General features: G+C 57.4%; 21 protein-coding genes and 4 pseudogenes. 14 read left to right on the forward strand and 11 right to left on the reverse strand.

The window, feature by feature from the left end; genetic code table 11:
- Nucleotides 1–309: 309 nt before the first annotated feature.
- Entirely contained in the window at nt 310–525 is a 216-nt protein-coding gene (locus HSRCO_RS07650) for a hypothetical protein (RefSeq protein WP_259517014.1), read from the reverse strand.
- Between the two features lie 314 nt (nt 526–839).
- The gene (locus tag HSRCO_RS07655; protein ID WP_259517016.1) at nt 840–1,322 is read right to left on the reverse strand and encodes a hypothetical protein; all 483 of its coding nucleotides are present in this window, start codon (nt 1,320–1,322) and stop codon (nt 840–842) included.
- A gap of 150 nt (nt 1,323–1,472) precedes the next feature.
- On the opposite strand from HSRCO_RS07655, the pseudogene HSRCO_RS14590 reads away from it, so the two are divergent.
- A pseudogene (locus HSRCO_RS14590) lies at nt 1,473–1,688 on the forward strand (transcription initiation factor IIB family protein); the annotation flags it as partial.
- Here the strand turns inward: HSRCO_RS14590 and HSRCO_RS07665 are convergent.
- Nucleotides 1,679–2,167: a hypothetical protein gene (locus tag HSRCO_RS07665; RefSeq protein WP_259517019.1), complete on the reverse strand. Its 489-nt coding sequence runs from the start codon at nt 2,165–2,167 to the stop codon at nt 1,679–1,681. The pseudogene HSRCO_RS14590 and the gene HSRCO_RS07665 sit on opposite strands and share 10 nt — an antisense overlap.
- 15 nt (nt 2,168–2,182) lie before the next feature.
- The gene (locus HSRCO_RS07670) at nt 2,183–2,734 is read right to left on the reverse strand and encodes a hypothetical protein (protein ID WP_259517020.1); all 552 of its coding nucleotides are present in this window, start codon (nt 2,732–2,734) and stop codon (nt 2,183–2,185) included.
- Nucleotides 2,735–2,870: 136 nt separating this feature from the next.
- Here HSRCO_RS07670 and HSRCO_RS14595 point away from each other — a divergent pair.
- Nucleotides 2,871–3,321, forward strand: a pseudogene (locus tag HSRCO_RS14595) (hypothetical protein); the annotation flags it as partial.
- A 172-nt stretch (nt 3,322–3,493) separates the two neighbouring features.
- On the opposite strand, the gene HSRCO_RS07675 reads toward HSRCO_RS14595, so the two are convergent.
- Nucleotides 3,494–4,741: a hypothetical protein gene (locus tag HSRCO_RS07675; protein ID WP_259517021.1), complete on the reverse strand. Its 1,248-nt coding sequence runs from the start codon at nt 4,739–4,741 to the stop codon at nt 3,494–3,496.
- A gap of 161 nt (nt 4,742–4,902) precedes the next feature.
- On the opposite strand from HSRCO_RS07675, the gene HSRCO_RS07680 reads away from it, so the two are divergent.
- The 4 genes and pseudogenes from HSRCO_RS07680 (at nt 4,903) to HSRCO_RS07695 (ending at nt 6,645) form a co-directional block, all read left to right on the forward strand.
- Complete coding sequence (locus HSRCO_RS07680) at nt 4,903–5,433, forward strand: hypothetical protein (RefSeq protein ID WP_259517022.1); 531 nt, start codon at nt 4,903–4,905, stop codon at nt 5,431–5,433.
- Entirely contained in the window at nt 5,433–5,909 is a 477-nt protein-coding gene (locus HSRCO_RS07685) for a hypothetical protein (RefSeq protein ID WP_259517023.1), read from the forward strand. The genes HSRCO_RS07680 and HSRCO_RS07685 overlap by 1 nt, the downstream gene beginning before the upstream one ends.
- Before the next feature lie 112 nt (nt 5,910–6,021).
- Nucleotides 6,022–6,291: an AbrB/MazE/SpoVT family DNA-binding domain-containing protein gene (locus HSRCO_RS07690; RefSeq protein ID WP_259517024.1), complete on the forward strand. Its 270-nt coding sequence runs from the start codon at nt 6,022–6,024 to the stop codon at nt 6,289–6,291.
- 3 nt (nt 6,292–6,294) lie between these two features.
- Nucleotides 6,295–6,645 (forward strand): annotated as a pseudogene (locus HSRCO_RS07695) (type II toxin-antitoxin system PemK/MazF family toxin).
- Between the two features lie 207 nt (nt 6,646–6,852).
- On the opposite strand, the gene tnpA reads toward HSRCO_RS07695, so the two are convergent.
- A complete protein-coding gene (tnpA, locus tag HSRCO_RS07700; RefSeq protein ID WP_259517025.1) occupies nt 6,853–7,251 on the reverse strand; it encodes an IS200/IS605 family transposase in 399 nt (132 codons plus the stop codon).
- A gap of 95 nt (nt 7,252–7,346) precedes the next feature.
- Here tnpA and HSRCO_RS07705 point away from each other — a divergent pair, with 95 nt between their 5' ends.
- The 5 genes and pseudogenes from HSRCO_RS07705 to HSRCO_RS07725 all read left to right on the forward strand — a co-directional run bounded on the left by HSRCO_RS07705 (nt 7,347) and on the right by HSRCO_RS07725 (nt 13,347).
- Nucleotides 7,347–7,490 carry a hypothetical protein gene (locus tag HSRCO_RS07705; protein ID WP_259517026.1) on the forward strand — a complete coding sequence of 48 codons (144 nt, stop codon included), beginning with the start codon at nt 7,347–7,349 and terminating at the stop codon, nt 7,488–7,490.
- Nucleotides 7,487–8,764, forward strand: a complete 1,278-nt coding sequence (locus HSRCO_RS07710) for a transposase (RefSeq protein WP_259517027.1) — start codon at nt 7,487–7,489, stop codon at nt 8,762–8,764. The genes HSRCO_RS07705 and HSRCO_RS07710 overlap by 4 nt, the downstream gene beginning before the upstream one ends.
- Nucleotides 8,765–8,801: 37 nt before the next feature.
- Nucleotides 8,802–9,062 (forward strand): annotated as a pseudogene (locus HSRCO_RS07715) (PD-(D/E)XK nuclease family protein); the annotation flags it as partial.
- Entirely contained in the window at nt 9,059–12,517 is a 3,459-nt protein-coding gene (locus tag HSRCO_RS07720; RefSeq protein ID WP_259517029.1) for an ATP-dependent DNA helicase, read from the forward strand. The pseudogene HSRCO_RS07715 and the gene HSRCO_RS07720, both read left to right, overlap by 4 nt.
- 167 nt (nt 12,518–12,684) lie before the next feature.
- A complete protein-coding gene (locus HSRCO_RS07725) occupies nt 12,685–13,347 on the forward strand; it encodes a DUF998 domain-containing protein (RefSeq protein WP_259517030.1) in 663 nt (220 codons plus the stop codon).
- Between the two features lie 191 nt (nt 13,348–13,538).
- Here HSRCO_RS07725 and HSRCO_RS07730 read toward each other — a convergent pair whose 3' ends face one another.
- The 4 genes from HSRCO_RS07730 to HSRCO_RS07745 form a co-directional block, all read right to left on the reverse strand.
- Nucleotides 13,539–14,141, reverse strand: a complete 603-nt coding sequence (locus HSRCO_RS07730; protein WP_259517031.1) for a TetR/AcrR family transcriptional regulator — start codon at nt 14,139–14,141, stop codon at nt 13,539–13,541.
- On the reverse strand, nt 14,138–15,103 hold the full coding sequence (locus HSRCO_RS07735; protein WP_259517032.1) for a hypothetical protein: 966 nt from the start codon (nt 15,101–15,103) through the stop codon (nt 14,138–14,140). Before HSRCO_RS07735 ends, HSRCO_RS07730 begins: the two co-directional genes overlap by 4 nt.
- Before the next feature lie 702 nt (nt 15,104–15,805).
- The gene (locus tag HSRCO_RS07740) at nt 15,806–16,612 is read right to left on the reverse strand and encodes a hypothetical protein (RefSeq protein WP_259517033.1); all 807 of its coding nucleotides are present in this window, start codon (nt 16,610–16,612) and stop codon (nt 15,806–15,808) included.
- A 343-nt stretch (nt 16,613–16,955) separates the two neighbouring features.
- Nucleotides 16,956–17,366 (reverse strand): hypothetical protein, encoded by a 411-nt coding sequence (locus HSRCO_RS07745; RefSeq protein WP_259517034.1) that lies wholly within the window; start codon nt 17,364–17,366, stop codon nt 16,956–16,958.
- Nucleotides 17,367–17,955: 589 nt separating this feature from the next.
- Between HSRCO_RS07745 and HSRCO_RS07750 the strand changes: the two genes are divergently transcribed.
- Complete coding sequence (locus HSRCO_RS07750; protein WP_259517035.1) at nt 17,956–18,228, forward strand: hypothetical protein; 273 nt, start codon at nt 17,956–17,958, stop codon at nt 18,226–18,228.
- A gap of 70 nt (nt 18,229–18,298) precedes the next feature.
- On the forward strand, nt 18,299–19,534 hold the full coding sequence (locus tag HSRCO_RS07755) for a transposase (RefSeq protein ID WP_259517036.1): 1,236 nt from the start codon (nt 18,299–18,301) through the stop codon (nt 19,532–19,534).
- Nucleotides 19,535–19,718: 184 nt separating this feature from the next.
- Here HSRCO_RS07755 and HSRCO_RS07760 read toward each other — a convergent pair whose 3' ends face one another.
- The gene (locus HSRCO_RS07760) at nt 19,719–20,492 is read right to left on the reverse strand and encodes a CPBP family intramembrane glutamic endopeptidase (protein WP_259517038.1); all 774 of its coding nucleotides are present in this window, start codon (nt 20,490–20,492) and stop codon (nt 19,719–19,721) included.
- A 177-nt stretch (nt 20,493–20,669) separates the two neighbouring features.
- Between HSRCO_RS07760 and HSRCO_RS07765 the strand changes: the two genes are divergently transcribed.
- Entirely contained in the window at nt 20,670–21,701 is a 1,032-nt protein-coding gene (locus HSRCO_RS07765; protein ID WP_259517039.1) for a CPBP family intramembrane glutamic endopeptidase, read from the forward strand.
- Nucleotides 21,702–22,178: the final 477 nt, after the last annotated feature.

Consider the following 22,178-nt stretch of genomic DNA (forward strand, 5'->3'; position numbering starts at 1 on the left):
CCGGTTGGGGAAGGCGGACGAAGCAAGCACCGCAACGAGCGGAGCGAGTGAGTTTTGTTCGCGTTCTCCGGCGGCTCTTTGAACGGGCTCGCAGTTTCGATGTCGAGGACAAGTGTGCCAATCTCCACTGACCTCTCGATGTTGAGCGCGTCTGGTAGCATCATGTTAGTTGTGGCGCCGCTTCGTAGTTCAGTACTACTGTGGCGAACAATTTGGAGAAGATACAACAATCTTGCTACCAGGGGTTGGGAACCACATCATCGAGGTAAAACGGTCAACCGAGGAATGTGCAGAAAATGTGCGTGTCCGTTAGAACCCAGTTGCATAATTGAGCGCCCAAGGGTTAGACAGTACCTCGTCTTTGTCATCGGTCCCACCCTCGGTGAGCAACCCAATGTGGTAGAGATGGTACTTGAACTGGAAGTGAATGCCAGATTTGTACACGGTCGGATCGGTAAGCACTGATTCGTCGATGTCGCCGTCGGCGGTGAGTACGTCTTCGCGCCTGGATTGGGTGACGAACACCTCCACGGAGAGTGGTTGGTTGATACGGCAGGCTTCTCTGACGACGGCGTCGATGGTAGCGGGATTGATGCCGCGTTGGTGGAGGCGTTCGAGAGCTTCGACGATGAGTTGCGTTGGCTCGTACTGGATGGCGACTGAGCGGGCGAGTTGTGCCCATCTGGGAGCAAGGTCGGTGAACGGTTTAGAGCGGCCTTTCCACGAAGCGAATTCGTCAAGTGCGGCAGCGATGCTTCCGTGTTGGTGGCGGGCGAAGCGGACGACTTCTGCGCCGAGGTGTGTGAGTGTCTCCCCATTAGGCTGGTTATCGACAAGTCTTAGCAGAATTGCCCCCGGCGGCCACCTGATACGCTGTTGATTACGTGCTCGGAGTAGATACCCGGTGTGTCGCCATCGGCGGCGAGAGCGAGCGCGTAGCCGAGGTAGTTCTTCGGGTGATTCACCGGGAAGCTGCCTTCGGTGAGTCGATGCGTTGTGGCTTGGAACCGGATTGCATCGATGGTGGTGGAGAAATCACCGCCTCCAGTAACACGGGCAGGTTCGATGAGCGTTGCGTCGTGGGGGCTTTCGACGCCGATGACGCCGACATTCAGATTCCGGGCCAGCGCACGTGCCTGGTCCGAAATGCTCTGGATGGGGGCGGCGACGTACCCGATGTTGACTTCGGACAGGTGGCCGTGTGCTTGATCGATACCGGTTCTGACGTCAGCCGCGCTCGGGTCGTTGTTGTGGCCTTTCGCTTCGATGACGGCGACAGGCGTTGTAGTGGCGTCGGCGTTCAAGACTTCGAGGGCAGGCATACCGACGCCGAGGAGATCAGGTTCACCGTCGGCAAGACGAATCGTGTTGTACGGTGCGAGGCGTTGATGTAAATATACGACGTGTGTGCCCCACTTTGCCTCACTACAGTCATCTCGTCGAAGGTGAGGGTAGAGTATATTTACCCCTCAATGGGTGAGGTGCGCGCCGAACTGGCGGGTTCCCTGAACACGGTGAGAACGAGGGGAACCAGAGACATCTACGAGAGCGGATTCGACGAGGACGTCCGGACGGAATCGAGTGCGAACCAATGCCCCGAGGGCGACGACCGAGTCACCACGAACGCGGTCGAAACGGTCTGCGAGGACTGTGGGCTGGTAATCGATGAACTCGCGGTCTATACTGGCCAGGTAGGGAGCGATGGCGTCCCGTTCTCCCATCGAATCGCCTCTACCGTCGCCGGGAACTGTTGTAGTCGGTCATCGATGACAGCGAGCGGGTGCGCATCGAGAAACGATGCGCGATGTCGATCAACCGGCGTGTCTTCGTGATTGAGTTGGATGTGACAGGGGCCAAGGTCCGGGTGATCGGCGTCCTGGTGGAAGCCGAGCATCAGATTTCGGTCCGGTTCGACCCAGTTGATGCGGTAGTATTCGTGGTCGACGCCGGCGGGGTACCAGAAGCGAATCTCGAGTCGTGCGGTCGCCGCATCGTAGGAATCACTCAGGAACGTCGTCGGGTCAACATCTGCGATGACGTACCGGGGTCGGCGTCGAGACGGGCGATAGCGGACTTCTTCACACCCTGGCTGGTTCGTCAATCGGTCGTGAACGTCGCGGAGGAGGGTCCGCTGTGTATAGCGGTCGCGACCGGCGAGAAAGATCATTCTGTGAGAGAAGGATTAGCTCATGGCGCGGTCAGCCACGTCGGTCACCTGCTCGCGGGCGGCTTCGACGTCAGAGTAGAGTTCCAGCGCGTGCTTGATGAGGCGACGATCCCCCTCGTTCTCACGCCAGAACGCGATGACGTCGCGGCGCTCGCGGAGTTCGTCACTTGCGAGGTCGCCGTTGGCGAGCGACTGTTCGAGCTCCTCCCACGTCTCGACGTCGTAGGTCGCCTGCCACTCTTCGATCTCCTCGGTGATCGCAGCCAATTCGTTGCGAAGCTCCTCACGCGTGTTCTCTTCGATGAGCGTCCGGATTTCCTCGAAGAGCAAGCGCGTGTAGTCCGGCTGATAGCGCGTGGTCTCGCCGGCCTCGACGCGACGCAGCTGGCCCTGGTCGACGAGATCCTGGAGTTCCTCGTTGGTCGTGCTCCAGGCGGCGTCGGCCTGCTCGCTGATCCAGTTGACCGACCGCGGTTCACGAACCGTCTCGGCGACCGCTCGAATGCGGTCGCGGGCGCTCATCGACTCAGTCCACGACTGGACCCCATCTCGCGAGGATTCGGACATGTGTGGCACCTCTTGCGAGAGTGTTGGCGCTGTATTCCCATATATGTTCGTACTCTCTCGCATAATCAAGAGTGCCCCGTGAGCATAGGCGTCCGGACGTTGAAATGCGATACCGACAGAAGCTACGAGCCAACGGATGCACAACCGATATACTGACTTTGAGGAACTGCGGCCGACCGGGGCGGCGTCCCACATTCCGGACACGAGGCTGGACGACGGGTATGAGGGTGCCCCCGATGGCAACACGTCGCGACGATCTCTGGTGGCTACCCTGATGCGCCGACGGCCGCCGATGGCGGTCAGTGCCGGTCCTGTGGGGCGTCAGTCCCAGACGGCCAGACGAAATGCCGGTTCTGTCTCTCTAACCGTCTCGGAGGTGACGCCACTAGCACGAACGAGGCAGGGTCAACGACGTTCCTCGGCATCGTCCACCTGGTCGTCGAGTCGACCAGTTCTACGGCGCCGTCGCGAAGGGCGGCGCCGCGGCGAACCTCCTCTCCGCCAACGAGGCGGAGCCGGCCGTAGACGACTATACACTTATCTACGATCTCGACGAGGTGCCGGCGCGCCAGCTGTCCGAGCAATGGATAACAACGCGGACGCAGGCACCGTGGTCGCCCGCGATGGCCGGCTCCACCGGTGGCATTAGATTCCGAAGAGATAGCTGATTTCCGGTAACGTGATTTGCGACTACCGATTGAAGATTGAACCTCAATAAGGTGCCGAGTGAGCAGTGACGTCTCGAAGTGACGATGGGAACTAGATTGTGATGACTTCGAGATCAACTGGGTGTTCCAACGCCCACTCGTTGGTGAGTACGGCAGTCTTGTCATCAGTCCCTCCCTCGGTGAGAAGGCCGATGTGACGAAGGTGGTACTTGAACTGAAAGTGGATCCCCGATTTGTACACGGTTGGGTCGGTAAGCACTGATTCGTCGATGTCACCGTCAGCAGTGAGCACGTCTTCGCGCCTAGATTGGGTGATGAATACTTCCACGGCCAGTGGTTGGTTGATGCGGCAGGCTTCGTGGACGACGTCGTCGATGGTAGCGGAGTTGATGCCGCGTTGGTGGAGGCGTTCGAGAGCTTCGACGATGAGTTGCGTTGGCTCGTACTGGATAGCAACCGAACGGGCGAGTTGCGCCCATCGTGGAGCGAGTTCGGTGAACCGTGTGGGGCGGCCTTTCCAGGAAGCGAATTCGTCGAGTGCAGCATCGACGGTCCCGTGTTGAGTGCGGGCAAAGCGGACGACTTCTGCACCGAGGTGCGTGAGTGTCTCTCCGTCCGGTCGATTGTCGACGAGACCGAGGAGGATTGCGCCGCGGCGGCCACCTGAGACGCTGTTGATCACGTGTTCGGCGTAGATGTCACGTGTATCGCCATCGGCGGCGAGAGCGAGTGCGTAGCCGAGGTAGTTCTTCGGGTGATTGACTGGGAAGCTGCCTTCTGTGAGTTGGTGCGTCGTGGCTTGGAATCGGATTGCATCGATAGTGATGGAGAAGTCACCGACGCCGGTGACGCGAGCGGGTTCGACCAGCGTTGCGTCGTAGGGGCTTTCGACGCCGATGACACCGATGTTGAGGTCGCGGGCCAGTGCCCGTGCCTGGTCGGTGATGCTCTGGATTGGGGCGGCGACGTACCCGATGTTGACTTCGGACAGGTGGCCGTGGGCCTGGTTGATGCCGGTTTTGACGTCGGCGGCGCTCGGATCGCTGTTGTGGCCTTTCGCTTCGATTACCGTGACTGGAGTCGTTGCAGCGTCGGCGTTCAGGACCTCGAGAGCCGGCATTCCGACGCCGAGGAGGTCAGGCTCTCCGTTCGTGAGTCGAATGGTGTTGAACGGTGCTAGGCGCTGATGTACTTTGTCGGGGATCTGCCACCCGCCCCATGAGGGTTTTGTGAACTGAGTTTCCGTGACTGCGTAGTGGTCGGAGCTTGCGTTGAGGTCTGGATAGAGCGTATCTTTAGCGGCAGCGAGAACGGTGGGTTCTGTGAGCGTAGCTGCCATTACTGAAAACGCTCTCACTCGATAACCATTAAATTGAATTTCGGGAGTGGCTTGCTATGTCGGTCCTCATTGGTTTCCCCTCCCTACTGGAGCGAACCTGCCGCCAATGACAAGAATAGCATTCCATAGAATGATATACTTGCGTTACGTACGTTTTTCCGATGCCAGACCCCGCCCCGCCGTTCGAGGACGTGAACGAGCGTGCCAGAGAAGACTGGAAAAAGGAGACCAGTCCATTCGACCGCGTGCGGTCCGTGATGCGGACAGCGTACGAGCCTCTGAGTGCGGCTACTATCGCCGAAAAAGCCCTCACGTCGGAGCAGACTGCCCGCAAACACCTTCGGTCCCTGGCCGAGCACGGCTACGTGGCGGAGACCGGGGCACCAGACTCGAAGGCGACGCTATATCAGCGCGATACCGACTCGCTCGCGCTCGAAAAGGCCCGCCGTATCCTCGACGAAACGGACACCGAGACCCTCTCACGACGCGTCTTGGAGATGCGCGAAGAGCTTCGAGAGTACGGTGACCGCTTCGGCGCCAATACTCCCGAGGAGGCCGTCCGGGGCCACGCAGATATCGATGCGGAGACGCTCATGGAGTGGCGAACGACAAGGCGAAACCTCGCATTCGCCGAAGTCGCACTCGCGCTCAGCGGGGTCGAAGACGCCACTGGAGCCGCCGAGGCAGTCTGATGCACTTCGACAGCGGAGACAGCGAATCACATACGCTTCGAGGTGCAATCGACGTGGGGAAACTCGACGCGTTTCGAGATGCATTCACCGCGATCGAACCAATGGCCTCGGGCGAGATCGATGACAGACTAGATCCCCGCGAACTCCGGCTCACGATTCCGTACGGTGTGGGGGAGACAGCGGACACCGTATTCACGGTTCGATGGACGACGATGGACGACTATAACATCCACTACTCGGATGAGACAGCGCAGGACCTCCGCTGGGACCTCCACCCCCACGACTTCTCAGCACCCACCGACGACCGACATTTCCATCCGCCACCAGAGGCGTCAAGCGTGGATGGTGACGTGGAGGTATCGTGTCTTAGTGAGCCCTCGGTCGACCTCGTCGCCCGTGCCGTTCACCTCTTGTGGCGACAGGCGCTCGATGAGGGGTCGGTAGTCAACATCAACGCTGGAGAACATCCACCCTGACCATGTGCGGATAGGGATATCGATTCGCTCAGATCTGAGGAGTTTGGCCGATTTCTATAACACGTCGGCAAGCACCGACAATACCAATAATATGTAAAACTTATGAGTTTTCATGGCAGAACATACCCGGAAAGTCGGTGATCGAGGGCAAGTCACCATTCCAAAAGAGCTCCGTGACCGCCACGGAATCGAAGGTGGCGACGAGATCCGCTTCGTCGAAGTCAACGACGAGATCGTCATCAAACCACCGACGGACGAGGAGCGTTTGGCGGAAGGGTACAAGGACAGAGCACCCAGGTCTCGCCAGCTGGTCGAAGAGATGGACGGAACATCGGCAGAAGCAACCGAGCGGCTCGGAGACGCTCCAGAGTGGGGTGAGTAACCTGTGCAGGTACGTCGCGGAGACATCGTCATTGTCGAATCGAATCCAACGAAGGGGAGTGAACAACAGGGTTCGAATCGGCCCTGTGTCGTCATCCAAAACGACGTGGGTAACCAGTCCTCCCCAACGACGATTGTCGCCCCCCTATCAACGTAGTACGACGCCAATGACATCTATCCGTTCGAGGTGGAAATCTTGGCTTCGAACACGACCCTCAATGACGATTCGGTGGCCGATCTCAGTCAGATTCGCGTGGTCGATGTCAACAGCCGAGTGAAGAAGAACATTGGGTCAGTGCCGGCGACGCAAATGGCGAAGATCGATGCTGCGATCAAACGTAGCCTCGGTCTGTAAGAATATCGATGCTGCGGATTCGTGAGTGGAGAATACGGGGCCTTGATTCGATACGCTGTTCGCAGTCCGAGCAACGCTAGGTTGGGTCTGGTTGACTGAATGTTAACGTCATTATCGTGATAATCATTATTTAGAGTATGACCTTCTACAGGCGGGCAGGCCGAGTGCCTCGGGGCTTGACCCCGAGGGTGAAGGCCGTAAGCCCCATTAAACGTGTTCCGTTCGCTCGATATACTGCTCAATCGTGTCGGTCGAAACATCGCCTGCCGTCCCAACGTAGTACGATTCCTCCCAAAATCCGCCACCCCACAGATACTCCTCCAAGAACGGTTCGTGCTGTTCCCACATCTCCCGCCCCGTAATGCTCTTGACCGTTCGCACAATCTCGCTCGGTGCGTGCTTCGGGTGGGCTGACAGGAACAGGTGTACGTGATCAGGAGAGATGTGGAGCGACAGTATCTCGTAGCCGTACTCGTCGCACACGTCGCGGAAACTCGCTTCCAGCGATTCATCGATGTGTTCGAGTATCGCGTGGCGGTACTTCGGACACCACACGAAGTGGTAGTTGACGTTGTACACCGTGTGGTTCGACCGCTTCTCGCCCATACCTACCAATACAACGACTAATCAGAAGTATTCTTTGAGATGACTTAGAGACTACCAACAGTAGACTTTTAAGCGTGGAAGAAAAAGGGGTAGACGTGACGAAGCAACTCAAGGTATCCGACACGGTGTACGACGACCTTGACGAACTCAAGGACGAGGAGGGGCACACGAGTTTCGACAGCGTACTCCGCACGCTCCTCCTTCACTACCGTCACGTCCAACCCAACGACCAAAAATGACCAACGAACAGGCTCTCGTCAAGACGCTGGACTTCCAACTCGACATCCAAAGTGACAACGAGAGCCTGCTGTACGACGCCACCCTTGAAGCGCGGTCGGTGTACAACGAAACCATCCGCCTCGCCAAGCAAGGCGTGGATTGGGACACGATTCCCGACCGAGTAGCCGATGACGCCAACCTCGTGAAAAACACGACACAGCGCGTCGTTGCCAAAGCACTCAGCGCGATGGAGAACTACTACGAATACGACGACTTCAACCAGCCGAGCCACACCAAGGACGGCGCGTACCCACTCCGAGCGAACTACGAGGAAGGGTACAATCTGTCACTCAACGACGACGGCGACGTGGCATTCCGCATCAGCGCGAAGCCCTACAAGCACGTCACGGGCGTTCTCGAAGGCGACGACGCCCACCTCGACGTTCTCAAAACCGCACTCGAAAGCGACGAGTGGAAGATTGGGACGGCAGAAGCCCTATTCCACAACGATAACGCCGAGTTGCACGTCAACGTCACCAACACCAAGCAGACCGTTCGAGACAGGCAGGACTCACGAACGGTCGTCGGCGTGGACGTGAACGAAGACAACGTGGCTCTCACCGCTCTCTCTGAGGATGGCATTGAGGACTCGTTGGTTATCGACTTCCCCGAAATCAAGTTCGAGCGTCATCGCTACTTCACGATGCGGAAGCGCGTGCAAAACGCGGGGAAAGAGAGCATTCACGATACGTTGGAAGGACGCGAGGAACGGTTCGTCCGTGACCGACTCCACAAGGTGAGCCGTCACATCGTAGAGTGGAGCCGTCAGTTCGAGGAGCCGTGCATCGTCTTTGAAGACCTCAAAGAGATGCGCGACAGTATCGACTACGGTACGCGGATGAACCGACGCTTGCACCATCTCCCGTTCCGCGCCCTCCAGTTCTATACGTCGTACAAGGCGTCGTTCGAGGGCATCCCGACTGGATGGATTGACCCGTACAAGACGAGTCAACGGTGTCCGCTGTGCGGGCACGCCGAGCGAGCGAACCGCAACAAGAAGCGATTCAAATGTCGGGACTGTGGGCATCAAGACCACAGCGACCGGGGTGCAAGCGTCAACATCGCCGTGAAAGGCATCAAGAAGCATCAGGACTGGAATGTGCCTGCTCTCAACAGCCTTCCACAAGTGCGGAAGGTGCGACGGCAGGCATCGGGGGCCGTGGACGCCCCGACCGTGACCTCGGATACCGCGAGAGGGCATCAACCCAATGGTATCCGAGGCGTGTCCGACTAATCCACGGGAAGCCTCGGGGCTTGACCCCGAGGCGGTTCACGGGTTGCTCAACAACACGTCCTTCGAGAGCACTCCGACAGGCTACGAGGTGTCCGCCCGCGGCTATCCACGAGAAACCACGGAGATCTACGACGATCACTATGACACGATCTGGGCGCTCATCCGACAGGCACACGACGGCATCACGAGCGAGGCTTACGAGCCAGAGCCGTTCGAGCTCATCAACGAGGAGGCCTGCCCGGACTGTGACTATCGGGAGATGTGTGCTGACCGCCTGTCGACGGAGGTGCGACGATGAGCGGCGACAGTAACGAGTACCCGTCGTGGTATCCGGTACCGGACGAAGATGTGTCCCCGGAGCCCCAGCAGCGCACGATTATCAACTCCACCGCGTACCCGATGCGGGTGCTCGCCGGAGCGGGCACGGGCAAGACGTTCACGATGGTCCGGAAGATCGAACACCTCATCGACGAGGAGGGCGTGTCACCGGACCGGATTCTCGCGCTGACGTTCACGAACAACGCCGCCGACTCCATGCGCGAGAAACTCAACGCGAAACTCGGTGCCGCTGGCTACGATATCGACGCGTACACGTATCACTCGATAGCCAACGAGATCCTCTCCGAGTACGCGTACGAGGCGGGCATCGACCCGGATTTCGAGGTTGCCACGGACCCCGAGAAATACGCCATCGTCCTGGACGTCCTGGACGACATCGAGTATCGATCTGTGAAACCCAACGTGTACGGGAACGATGGGTACGCGTCAGGGGCCGCGTCGAAGCTGCTCAACTTCATCTCCTCGATGAAGCGCAGCGGCATTACGCCGGCTGACATCGATGCGTTCCTTGGCCCTGCTGAGCGCGTCTACGAGCTCGCCGACCTTCCGGAGCGTATCGAAGAGATTGCCAGCGACCATCTGGGCGGCCGCTCCGTGTCAAGCGTACTGGATTCGCTACCAGACGCGCGGGCTGCGGTGGTCGCTGAACGCGACGCACTTGGCACCCATGGTATCGAAGCCAGTGCACGCGATTTTCTCGACCGCATCGTGGACCTTTGTGACGCACTGGAAGTTGCGTTCGAAGCCCACGAGGCGGGCAAGCGGGAACTGCCGGACAACGCGTACAAGCTGCCAAAGTACCTGCTCGGAGGATACGCAAGCGGTGCGCCGAAAGGGATTCCAGACGATCTCGACCTCGAACTCACGGATCATCTCGAGTCGTTCATCTCGGACAGTCTCACTGCCCGGGACCTCACCGCCGGGTACGCAGCGTACGAGCGCGAACTCGCTGCGCGAAATCTCATCGACTTCGACGGCCTCGTCGTGAAGGCGGCTGCCCTGATGGATTCGCCAGTCGGCGAGGAAATCGCTGACCAGTGGGACTACGTCTTCTGTGATGAGTTTCAGGACACCGACCGATTACAGTTCGACCTCGTCACCGCACTCGTCACCGACGACAACCTGTTCGTCGTTGGTGACGACGACCAGGCGATCTACGAGTGGCGCGGCGCACACGTCGCCAACATTACCGACGAGCTCGACCAGGCTTTCGCGGCCCTCACCGACGAGCCACTGGAGGAAAACTTCCGCTCCAGACAACCGATTCTCGACCTGGCGAACGAAGCGATACAGAAACTCGATCACCGCCACCGGCACAAGACGCTCAGACGCGTCGACGAACCAGACTACGACGGCGATACAGTCGCCACCGTCGAATTGCCGGACGACGAGGCAGACGCGGACGGTCCGGGCCAACTACGCACGGTCGTCCAGAATTTGTTGAGCGGCACCGCTGAACACCTCGACACGGCATACGACCCCGGTGATATCGCGGTGCTCGTGCGGAAGAACGACCACGCCACACCCGTAATCGAGGAATTCGAAGACGCCGGCATCCCGTACCAGGTGGCCGGCGATCTGGCCACGGAATCTGTCGGCGTCGGGACCGTGACTGCGTACCTGAAAGCGCTCGCACGATCAGAGGACGAGGTGAGCTGGAATCGCATCCTGCAAATGCGTTATCGGCTCTGCGACGCGGACCTCCGCACCCTCAACGGGGGCGAACAGCCGCTCGTGGACACGCTCCTGGAGACACCGCTTGATGAATTCGAGGAACCCGACCGCGTCGCAGCGGCCCGCGAGCACGTCACGGAACTTCTGGATATCCGCGACTCGGCGTCGCTCAGCCACCTGTACCGCAAGCTCACGGACATCACGAACATCGAGTGGTATCTCAGCGAGCAGGAGCGCCGGGACCTCGCGCAGCTCGAAAACGTCATCGAACAGTATGGGGATAGTGCCATCCAACCACCGCTTACACCGGAGTTCATCGACTCGCTCGAACACTACGATTCACTGTTCGACGAGAGCGGGTCGACACCGTCGAGTCAGCCGGACGTTGCAGACGACGCGGTCAACGTGATGACGATCCACAAGAGCAAGGGCCTGGATTTCCCGGTCGTCATCGTCCCGCAAGTCACCGCCGACGAGTGGGCTCCGAGTTCACGCGCGTACGACGGGTTCGAAACCAGCCTTTCGGATGGGCCAGAAGCGGCGTTCGCAGAGGACTTCGTCGAGCGCGACGCCCATGAGACCCGTCGCGTGTTTCACGTGGCAATTACGCGGGCCGAAGACGTTCTCGTTCTCCAGGGTGGGAGTGAGGATGATGACGACTCTGCCGACGTACACCCTGTATCGGAGACCGTTGACGAGATTTTACCCGCCACCATCCCGTGGCAGCCAGAGCGCGGGCACCTCCCACTCTGGACCGACGTCGAGGAGAGTCTCCCGGATGCGGCAATAGACTGGACTGACTCGTTGGCCAGCGAGACAGTTGAGCAGATTGGAGGGACCGTCAATCACGACGGAGAAGAACTCGGAGTTAAGACGGCCCGTGACCGCGTGATAGACCTCGCAACAGCGACGCTCAATGGAGAGCTCTCTCCGAGTGACGACCGAGAGACGCTCCAGGTTCCGTCGCTGACTGGCCCGTCGGCACCGTCACCGCCGCTTGTCCATAGCTACACCTCACTGGCAGCCTACGAGGACTGCCCGCGGAAACATTACCTGGAGTACGTGGTCAACGCGTTCCCCGACTATCAGGAAGTGCCGAGTGAGATCGGGGGTGGCGTGTCACAACGTGAGATCGGGTTGCTGTTCCACGATACCGCCGAGCAAGCCGCGAACCAAAACGTCCTCGACCGTGAGGAGTGGTACGAAATCGCTGAGCGGCTCGCCAGTCAGCGCCGAGCCAAAGACGCGCTCTCGGCGGCCAAGCAGGCGATTGACCGGTATTTCGAGTTGGATATCTCCGAGTACGAAATCATCGATGCTGAGCGCAGGTTCGAGATCGAGCTCGGAGAGCACACACTCACGGGGTACATTGATGCAGTTTACCGGACACCCGACGACGAACTGATCGTTATCGACTACAAGGCGACCGAACGATACCGGGATCTGGACGACGACAAGCAACTACCGATCTACTTGCTCGCATGTCGGGACTTGTACGATGCGCCAGTTAATCAGGCCGGATACGCCTATGTCGGTGACATTGGACCAAAAGTCGAATCACGTGGATTCAGCGATCCTGAGCTCACAACGGTCGAATCTGAGGTCACGAGCATGATGAACGAGATTTCGGAACTGTCCTTCAGACGCTTTTCGTCCGGCGATCACTGTCAATGGTGCGACCATAATCACCTCGATTGTGCACCTGCATCACTTCTCGGCGGTTCGGAATTTGAATCATAGAAGAGCGCCGTAAGAATTCGAAACTGGAGATATGGGGTGCGGTGACTCTCTCGAAATCCCCTGGGCCTGACAGGAAGTGTGTGTGCTGAATATAGACCTTCTATGCAGCAGAGCCATTATCTATCAAACGAATAACTACTTCCCCTCATCGTACGAATCTACCGGTGATGAGCCAAACTACCTCACTCCAGTCTCGACTCGGCCTCTCGAATCGGTCACTAGCGGGGTTCGGTCTCAGCGTGTCGGGCTTCATCGGATTTATGGGGATCATCACGGCGGAGGTCCTCTACCCGAACTATTCGACCCGACAGGATATCAGCGACCTGGGATCGACGCGCCCACCCAACCCAGTGATACACGAACCCTCGGCGACGATCTTCAATTCAACGATGCTCCTGACAGGAGTGATTGTAATCCTCTCGGCATATCTTCTCTACCAAGCCATGGATCGTCGCGGGTTCCCGCTTGCATTGGCCGTCTTTGGATTCGGCGCGTTCGGTGTCGGGGTCTTTCCCGGAAACGTGGCTCCGTGGCACGGACTGTTCGCCCTCCTCACGTTTTTTATGGGCGGCATCACAGCCCTCCTCTCCGCACGGGTTGTTTCCCGACCGTTTTCGTTCCTTTGTGGGCTCTTTGGTGGCGTCTCTCTCCTGATTCTCGTCAGTGTGTTTTTCTTCGGATTGGTCGTCGGTGGTCCGCATCCGCTCGAATTCCTCGGGGCCGGCGGAATCGAGCGCTGGGTCGTCTATCCTCTCATTCTCTGGTTGCTCGTCTTTGGTGGCTACCTCTTGGCGGAACCTGAGCACACGAAGAGGGGTAACACTGCGTAGTCAGCGTCTATTTATCCTCCGACGGTTTTCGGGCGAGGATTTCACCAACCGATGTGACCGATACGCGCGTTGTATTCAGCAGCTCTGGTGCTAACTACTCAATATCTGTCAGTAAGGTGTGCAAGATACAATCCTTGAGTTCAGCACTCATATCTCCGCCGAAATCTCGAGTCGTGCCCGCGATATGCGGCTCATTCGGACGAGGTCGTCAAGCCACTGGCAATGCTCTGTATCAATAACGTCCGAACATCCTCGTACTGCTCCCCAATCTCAACACGTTGGACGGGAAGGAATGCGACGGACCGAATGACTCCAGCGATCACCGATGGATCTCTGTTCACCATCTCGCCTTCGTCTTGCCAGCGTCGAATGTGAGGGATTAGCGCTTGCAAGCTCTCATTTCGCCGCACCTCCACATTATCGGGTGATACCTGACTCCGGATTGCGTCGTACTCATCGGCCACGATCATCGATTGGAGGTGGTCATTCGTCTCAATAACGGCAAGTAACTCCTGGAGGAAGTGTTCGACACCGATCTGTGGATCATCGTGATCGGCAAGGGTCCCGGTAATCAGCGGACCCAGGATCCGTTCGGCCTCACGTTCGACGACGGCCACATAGCGGGCAGCTTTCGAATCGAAGAACCGGTAGAACGTCCTGCGTGCAGTACGTGCATCATCGGTCAACTCACCGATAGTCGTCTTTCGATAGCCGTATTTCGCAAAGCGCTCTCTCCCTGCGTCGAGAAGTTTGGCTTCAATGCGTTCCCGTTCGGATTCGGAAAACGAAGTCATGGCATTTGTTTCTGGGTCGTCGATTGGATTTCAACCAGAAGCCGCTCCTGGATCCGGTTTTCTCTGAGTGCTTTGAAATACACGCCGAAGTGGTCGGTCGGCCAAATCGTTCGATTCCCCGCGGGCACGCCCCACTCATCGAGTGTCGCCTCTGCAAGGTCGAATAGTGCAGCATCGTCTTCTGTACCCGCGAAGGGATATATCTGGTCGGCCGGAATGCCGGGCTCACCCGTCGCTCTCAGGAGTGGTGCTAGGGCCTGGAGCCGGTCGGGAGTCCATCCGGACTCGGCGAGGGCGTCGGTCACGCCGAGGAGGTCTGTAATCGTACTCTGTTGCAGCAAGCGATCGATCTCCGTCGAGAAGGCGATCGGAAACGCCATATCGGGTCTCATGTGGTCCGGCCAACTCCCGGAATGTGCGATGACAAATGCGGTGACGATTCCACCGAGGCTCATTCCGCCGACAGCGACGGTTTCACTGCCCTTGCTCCGGGCCCAGTCTGTCAACAATGCCGTCTCCTGGACCTGCGCACCATAGAGTTGGAACGTTCCTACTGGGGCACGGGCAAGGTAGGGTTCCCCGGAGTACGATCCAGGGAGTTCTCGACGGCCGCTCCAGGGGGGTTCGGGTAACACGACGCGAATCCCAGCGGGGGCAAGCCGCCGCCCGATGTACTCCTCTTCGGGCCAATACACGAGAGAATCGTTCATCGTTCCGAGACCGCTGCCGAAAATGAGCGTTGGCAATTCCTGCTTGCTTTCTACGGATTCTTCCTCGCTCTGTACGGGTTCGTAAACGCGTGCAAATGCAGTGTCGCCTACGTGGGGTGATGGAGACTGGAATCGAATCAGATACTCTCTCGTGCCGGGACCAGCAATAGTATGGGATGACTGCATTTCTACGCTATCGGGCGTTCCATAGAGCTCCTCGGGAGTGGCGATTGCATTCTCCCACTCGTCCATCACCCGGTCGGGATTTGGTATATCGAATTCGACCGGATCGACTCCACCTCGAACCAGCAGCGCAAACGAGCGATTCGGCTTGAGCCAGGCTTCGGAGGCTTCACGACGCGCCTGTTCGAGTTCGACTCGTTCTTCCATTGCCGGCGGTTCATCGCCCCAGAAACAGTCATTCCACTCGCTCAATATTCCCGTGGCTTCCGACTGTCGGTCGGCTTGCTCACGGAGTTTCGCCTCGAGTCTGCGACGTTTTCGTCCTGTGGGTTCTTGAATTTCTAACGCGTCACAGAATTCGGCGACAGTTTCTGACCGATCGGCGACAGCCCGCGCACGAACGACGGCAAATTCCGTCGGAATCCCTCGCAATTTGAGCCGTCGAAAGAGTCCGGTATCGAAGATTCGGCCAACAGGCGACGTCAGAAGCCGGTGAATTCTGGGCGTCGGGAGTCGTTCCATGTCAGAGATATTAACTGGTGAATGTATTAGTATGGCGTTCAGGACCGGGGTTGAACGACGTCCATGAATTCAGCACTAGTACCTGGCCACCATCGAACAATCGAATAGCCAATAGTAGACTTCAGAATGGTTGTGGACGCTGGAAAGCACGATCAATACATCCACGTGGTGAATATGCGCGGTATTTCCATCACCGACGGACCGATAGGGAGGGATAGTATAACACGACCAATATGTCATCAGTCCGTATTAACCCGAATCAGTTTGTCCAACCCAAGCCGGTCGCTCGAGGGGGGTGTCGTTCGGGTTGAATTCGAACGTAATCCTGTAAGTCGTCGGATCGTCACTGAACAATCTGGACAGCATAAACTCCGGGTACGTCCCGGCAGGGTCCGTCACTTCCCATGATACGTTTGCCGATCGAACCACATGAGTATCCGCGTTAGCATACACGCCGCCAGAGGCTTCCGTAATGCGGTACGTACTCCGCTCTTCGTACCACCCGGACCGTGGCTCGTAGACAGTCACCCCGGACGAGTTGGACCCTGCTCTCCCATAGTTAGCGACGTATAGGCTGTTGACGAACACGGACGCCGTTCCCGAAACCGGCTCCCTGGCGGTATTGGTTGTGTGCTCAACGACAAACGTCACGCGATCGCCGTCTCGGACCTCACGGAGAAGTATTCTGTCCTCCTCTTCAGTGATCTGTTCGTGAATGCGCTCGGCACGATCTCGTCCCGTTATGGTAAGCCGCTGGTAGACCGAACCATTCGGGGAGGGCTGGTATTTCTCCGAGGAGACATTTGGCTCGACCACCTTCTGGTACCACTCACCTTCGGCGGTCACAGCACCTTCGAACGCCAATCGTAGATCCCCGTCGACAGCAATGTGTCCGGTCGTGCTGTATGCATCTGCATCGCTGACGGTGAATCGTTCGCTTGGCGGGGTGGCTGCGTGTGGACTGGACGTGGTGAACGGGTATACGGCAGAGAAGACAAGGCCGAAACATACCACCACCAAGATACCGATCAAGAATTCGGTAGCACGAATCTTCATTTTCTTCCGCTGAAGTTACGATAGGATACCGATTAACCCATCGGAGGCTAAAGTAAACTTGAGAGTCAATAACTGAACTATTGCGAGTGCTCGAATTCACAAAGGAGCCACGGTCAGGTGGAGCCATTCCAGTCTGCAAGATACGCGCGATGTACATTTGAACTCGTGTCTAGTTGCCTCCCCGACGGCTATCGTCGAGTTCCAGGGGTGCGGATCGAATTTCGGAAATTCCGCTGGTGAGAGAGAACCCCCCAGAAACCACCGATGAAGAGGCCAACGGTGATACCGACCCAAGCATGAATTCGTCGATGGATTTCCATCGCATCGACCGCATGGAGTCAATTCACTGCAATACGCGTTCAACCGCCGTTTCTGTGTAGGAGACTCTCAGCAGCGCCATGTGGAGGGCAGCAAGGACGACGTTGCTCGGCCACCAGAAACCCAGCGGGGCGACTGCGAGGTTAAATGCCCCACCCGCGGCCAGTCCGATACGTGCAATTTGCCCCTTCGAGAGGATGGCAATCGCGATGAAGGCCTCGAAAACGGCTAACATCGGGAGAAGTGCGTCCAGGTTGGGGAGAACGAAGTCAGTCCAGAACGCACGGTATTTGTCAATCAGCACGAATTGTGTGATCTCGGCATACACCCGTTGGTCTGTCGCCCAGAAATAGACGTGAACCGAACCGCCGAAGAGGTACGTAAGTCCCAGCACGCCTCGAAGGAGTTCGGTAAGGAGGGTGCGATCGAAACGCATCACAGCATATTCATCGGTTGGCAGTGAGTTAATTCGGAAATGTCATTCTTCGTAATTGAGAATGCCTATCTGGATATTTTGTTCAAATAAACGAAACAAACGTTGGCGAATACATCATGCCCCCACTCCGATCTCGAATTCGCAAGCATCCAGTGGCAACGTTCGTTATCGGAGCGTACGCATTCACCTGGGCTATCTGGTTCCCACTGCTGATCGCCTACGAAGGTGGGCGGATCACCTTGACACCGACCATTACAGCGGTTTTCGTACTCGGGAGCTTCGGACCGCTGTTTTCCGCCGCAGTCGTCACGTCTTTGATTGGCGGTAGCTTGCGGGCCTGATTCTCACAGGTTCTACGATGGCGAGTCGCGCCTAAGTGGTGGGTTGCGGCACTGGGGTTGCCAGTTGTCCTCTATGGAATCATGGCTACAATCCATCTCGCGCTTGGAGGGACACTCGACTGGGGAGAGGTGAATCCGCTGGCGACCATCCCATTCGCTTACCTCACCATCTTCCTGTGGGCGGCGGTAACGAGGAGCTAGGGTGGGGCGGTTTCGCGTTGCCCTATCTGCAAGAGTGATACAGTGCGTTGACGTCGAGCCTGCTCATTGGCGTGGTCTGGAACGTTTGGCATGCACCGAGCGGCATCGTCGAACTCGGCGTCGCCGCCTGGGCACTGGATCTGCCTATCTATGCTGTCATCGTAATCGACATCTCGATTGTTGCGACGCTGTTGTACAACAATACTGGTGGAAGCGTGTTGATCACGATGGTGTTTCACGCCGGCGTGAACGGTGCTCAGGGACTGTATCTGGTCACGGGAATGTTTACAAGCGGTTTAGGAGAATGCCCCGGGGCCTGACCCCGGGGTTGAATCCGATAGGCAGGGAAACAAACCATTAAGGCGATACATCATAAACCAATAGACAGCGATGGAGTACAGTCACCGTTACCCCGCATACCTGACACAACAGGTAGCGGCTGAACTGGAACGCCACATCGACATTCATCGCCAAGCGTACAACTACACCCGGTACCAGTACGAGAACGTGGATGCCGACAACATCGGCTCCGCGTACAAACACCACTACCGACTTCCCGACTGGAAAGACCAGTTTCCCGTCTTCTCAGAGGTTAACTCGAAGGCTTTGCAACGAACCGTCACGCGCTTCTACGACAACCTCTCGACCCTGAAAGAGCAGAAAGAGAACGGGCGTAAGGTTGGGAACCTCAAGTGGAAGTCGCCGAGGGAGTTCCAGAGTATGACGTACTCGCAGTCTGGCTTCGAACTCAAAAACACGAGTGGCCGACATGCGACACTCTGGCTCTCCAAGATCGGCGACCTCAAAATCCGCTACCACCGCAACATCCCCGACGAAGCGGACATCAAAGAAGTCACTATTAAAAAAGAGACGACCGGCGAGTGGTTCGTCTCGTTCGGCCTCGAAACTGACGAGGCTGACCTGCCCGAGAAACCCGACGTGGACTCCTTGGACACGAGCAATAGCGTCGGCGTTGACCTCGGTATCCAGAACTACATCCACACTTCGGACGGCAAGACTGTGGATTGGCTCGACCTCGAAGACGAGTACGAGCGTCTACGACGCGAGCAACGCGAGTTGTCACGGAAAGAGAAAGCGTCGAACAACTACGAGAAGCAACGCCGGGAAGTGGCGAAGGTCAACCGTCACATTCGGCGGAAGGTGCTGGACTATCAGCACAAGATAACGACGTGGCTCGTCCGTGAGTACGATGCCGTGTTCGTTGAGGACTTGGATGTGAAAGGGATGCTCGAACAGTCGCATAACGCCCGCAACAAGCAGGATGCAGCGTGGCGACAGTTCATCACCCTCCTCGAATACAAGGCCGAGCTGTATGGTACGCACGTCGTCCAAGTGGAAGCCGCTGGGACAACGAAAGAGTGCGCAAAGTGTGGCGTGGCTACGGCGAAACCAATCTGGGTGCGTGAACACTCGTGTCCATCGTGTGGGTTTGAGACAGATAGAGATGCAAACGCGGCGATGAACGTCCTACAACGCGGTTTTCAGGAATTAGGGCTGGGATGGCCCGAAAATACGCCCGCAGAGACTGCGCTCCCTACGGACACACCTAACTTTCAGCGTGTGTCTGCAAAGCGCGTCGTGGAAACGGGAAGCCTCGGGGCTTGACCCCGAGGCGATTCACCCCGCCGGGTGAGATTGCCAGATTTGCAGCCTGGACGATCCTGGTCTTTGAGGTGGTTTGGCTGGGAGGATCTGGCAAGCGGGAGCGTTCTCGATGTGACCCGCGCCGGCAAACCGACCTCGGGACGGAACGAAGGTTAACATTCATTACTGGCCCATCAGGAGGAGTCTAAGCGGTTTTTCCCTGGATATAGGCAACGCCCGGTATCTCACCGTGTGCGATCGAGTGTCGTCCGAAGTATCCGACGATGAGGAGAACGACGAGTAGTTGTACCCCTAACTGGGTCACCGTTACCGTCGCTACGGCACGTTCGATTATGACACCATCCTGGACGATTCGATCAGGAGCCAGCGGCAGCAGGATGTCTGTCGTGTTCACCATCGCGTGGAGGACCATGACGATGAGCACACTCCCGGTATTGTTGTAGGCCCACGTCAGAATGACCGAGAGGAGGATTATCCCCACGAACCAGCCGATCTGGTTGACGGGGGTGAATCCCGAATGCGGTGTTATCGGGATCACAAAGTAGGGGAGGTGCCAAACAGCCCAGACGACACCAACGATCAGACTCGCGGTGAGTGCACTGTACTGGTCATTCAGATATGGTTGCATGAATCCCCGCCACCCGGGTTCCTCGTTCAACCCCCCGCTGACCGTAAGACCGAAGATGAAGATAACGACTATCATCGCCGGCGAGGCCGAAAGTTGCGCGAGATCGACTGGGCCCCCGATAACCACGAGGATACCGGTCGTCACGGCGATGATGGCGACAGGGACACCAAAGGCGACGACCCACCAGGGCCAGCCGACTCGCCATCGACCGATTTGACGAGCCCAGGCTCGGACGCTTTCACCCTGCAGCCACGTGACGACTGCGGCACTGACGGGCGGGCCGAAGCTACCGATGTAGATCAGAATCCAGGGCGTCCAGCTTAGTTCCATGAAATAGGCTGGAACTGAGATAATCCACGTGTAGGCGTACGCTCCGATAACGAACGCGATTACCGGATGTGTATCTACCCACGAGATTCGGGGTTGGGTCATTGATCAATTCAATCGGAACATACGCCAATATAATTGTTGGATAGATTTTATTTTTTGATGTTCTTTCTCACTTCGATGACCGGGGGAAAACCGAATGAAGATGCGTTCCAAGTAAAACAGCGAGGATCCATGCATACCAGGATTGATGATGTGAGATATCAATTATCACTAACAGGTTCGACCATGGCCCGACACACCTCCGTTGACATTCTGACTGTATCGGGCTTCCTCGTGCTCACGTTTGGTATCTCGTGGGGTGGTGTGTCGTTGCTGTGGTTTCTCGATGTAGATCTCGCCAGTGGTGCCGGGCAAGGAATCGGCAGCGTTGTCTTCATGGGTGCGCCTACCATCGCCACAATCGTAATTCTCCGTTTCCGTGGAAAATCCATTCGTGAAGCATGTGGTCTCTATCTGGGTCGAGCTCGGTGGATTATTCTCGCCTGGATCGCCCCTGTGGGGCTGGTTGCCGTGATGATTGGCGTTGGTCTACTGCTACCGGAAACGACGATAACTAGCGAATATTCGGCGTTCTTTCTCGAACTTGGCCAGAGCCCGAATATAGCGGCTGGCACGATCGCTGACCTCGGCTCAATTGGTGTTCCACTGGTCGTTCTCTTGGGCGGTTTTGGACTCGTCCTCGGTGGGACGGTCTTCGCAGTCGCCGCCTTCGGCGAGGAACTCGGCTGGCGGGGATTGCTCCTCACGGAACTGGCGCCGATCGGGTTCTGGAAGGTATCGTTGGTCACGGGCCTCATCTGGGGAATGTGGCACGCTCCTCTCATCCTCCTTGGACTTCAGTTTTCGAATGAACCAGTCGTCGGAATCCTCCTGATGACTACTGCAACAGTGGTTCTGGCACCAGTGTACACGTATTTAACCGTCCGTGCTCGGTCGGTGCTCGCTCCAACGGTTTTCCATGGATCATTCTTCCTCGGAGTATTCACATCTGTGTACTTTGCAGAGGAAAGCGAACTCGTGGTTTCACCGTTCGGCGTTGTCGGGATCGTTGCTGGCCTCGTTGGCATTGCATCGTTGGTGGCCCACGATCGACTGATTGCTGAGGAACAACTCACCAAAGGCGGGCCACTCCGCCCGTGGTCCGGGTGATTCGGCGATTGTCCATCGTCGATGGGCTATTTTTCCCATCCCAGCCCGCAGTAAGTCAAATCGTGGATTAAGCTTACAGAGAGTCTTTCTATTTCCCGTCATTCTGTCTGGACACTATGAATCGACGAGGGTTGTTGGCGGTAGTCGCTGTACTGCTGATTATGAGTGTAGTGGGTATTGGGGGCGTTATCGCCATGGTGGGATCCGGGCCAGGTGGGGTTGGAGGCCTATTCGGTGAGGAAGAGGACCCACCGGCGTTGCTACACTTCGAATCGGCTGGGGCGCAATGTACCGATGATTTCATGGCGAACAGCTCCACGAAGGTGGTTGCCGGGGACAGAAATACAGAGATTACATATTCACGAAATGTGTCATTGCCTGGCCCTTCGTATGCGATTGAAGGACCGACGTTCGAACGATTGAACGAATCGACGTACGTCTTGGACATCCCGATCGAGGAAACGGAGAAGGCTCCGC

The organism is Halanaeroarchaeum sp. HSR-CO (assembly GCF_024972755.1).
GTDB lineage: Archaea > Halobacteriota > Halobacteria > Halobacteriales > Halobacteriaceae > Halanaeroarchaeum.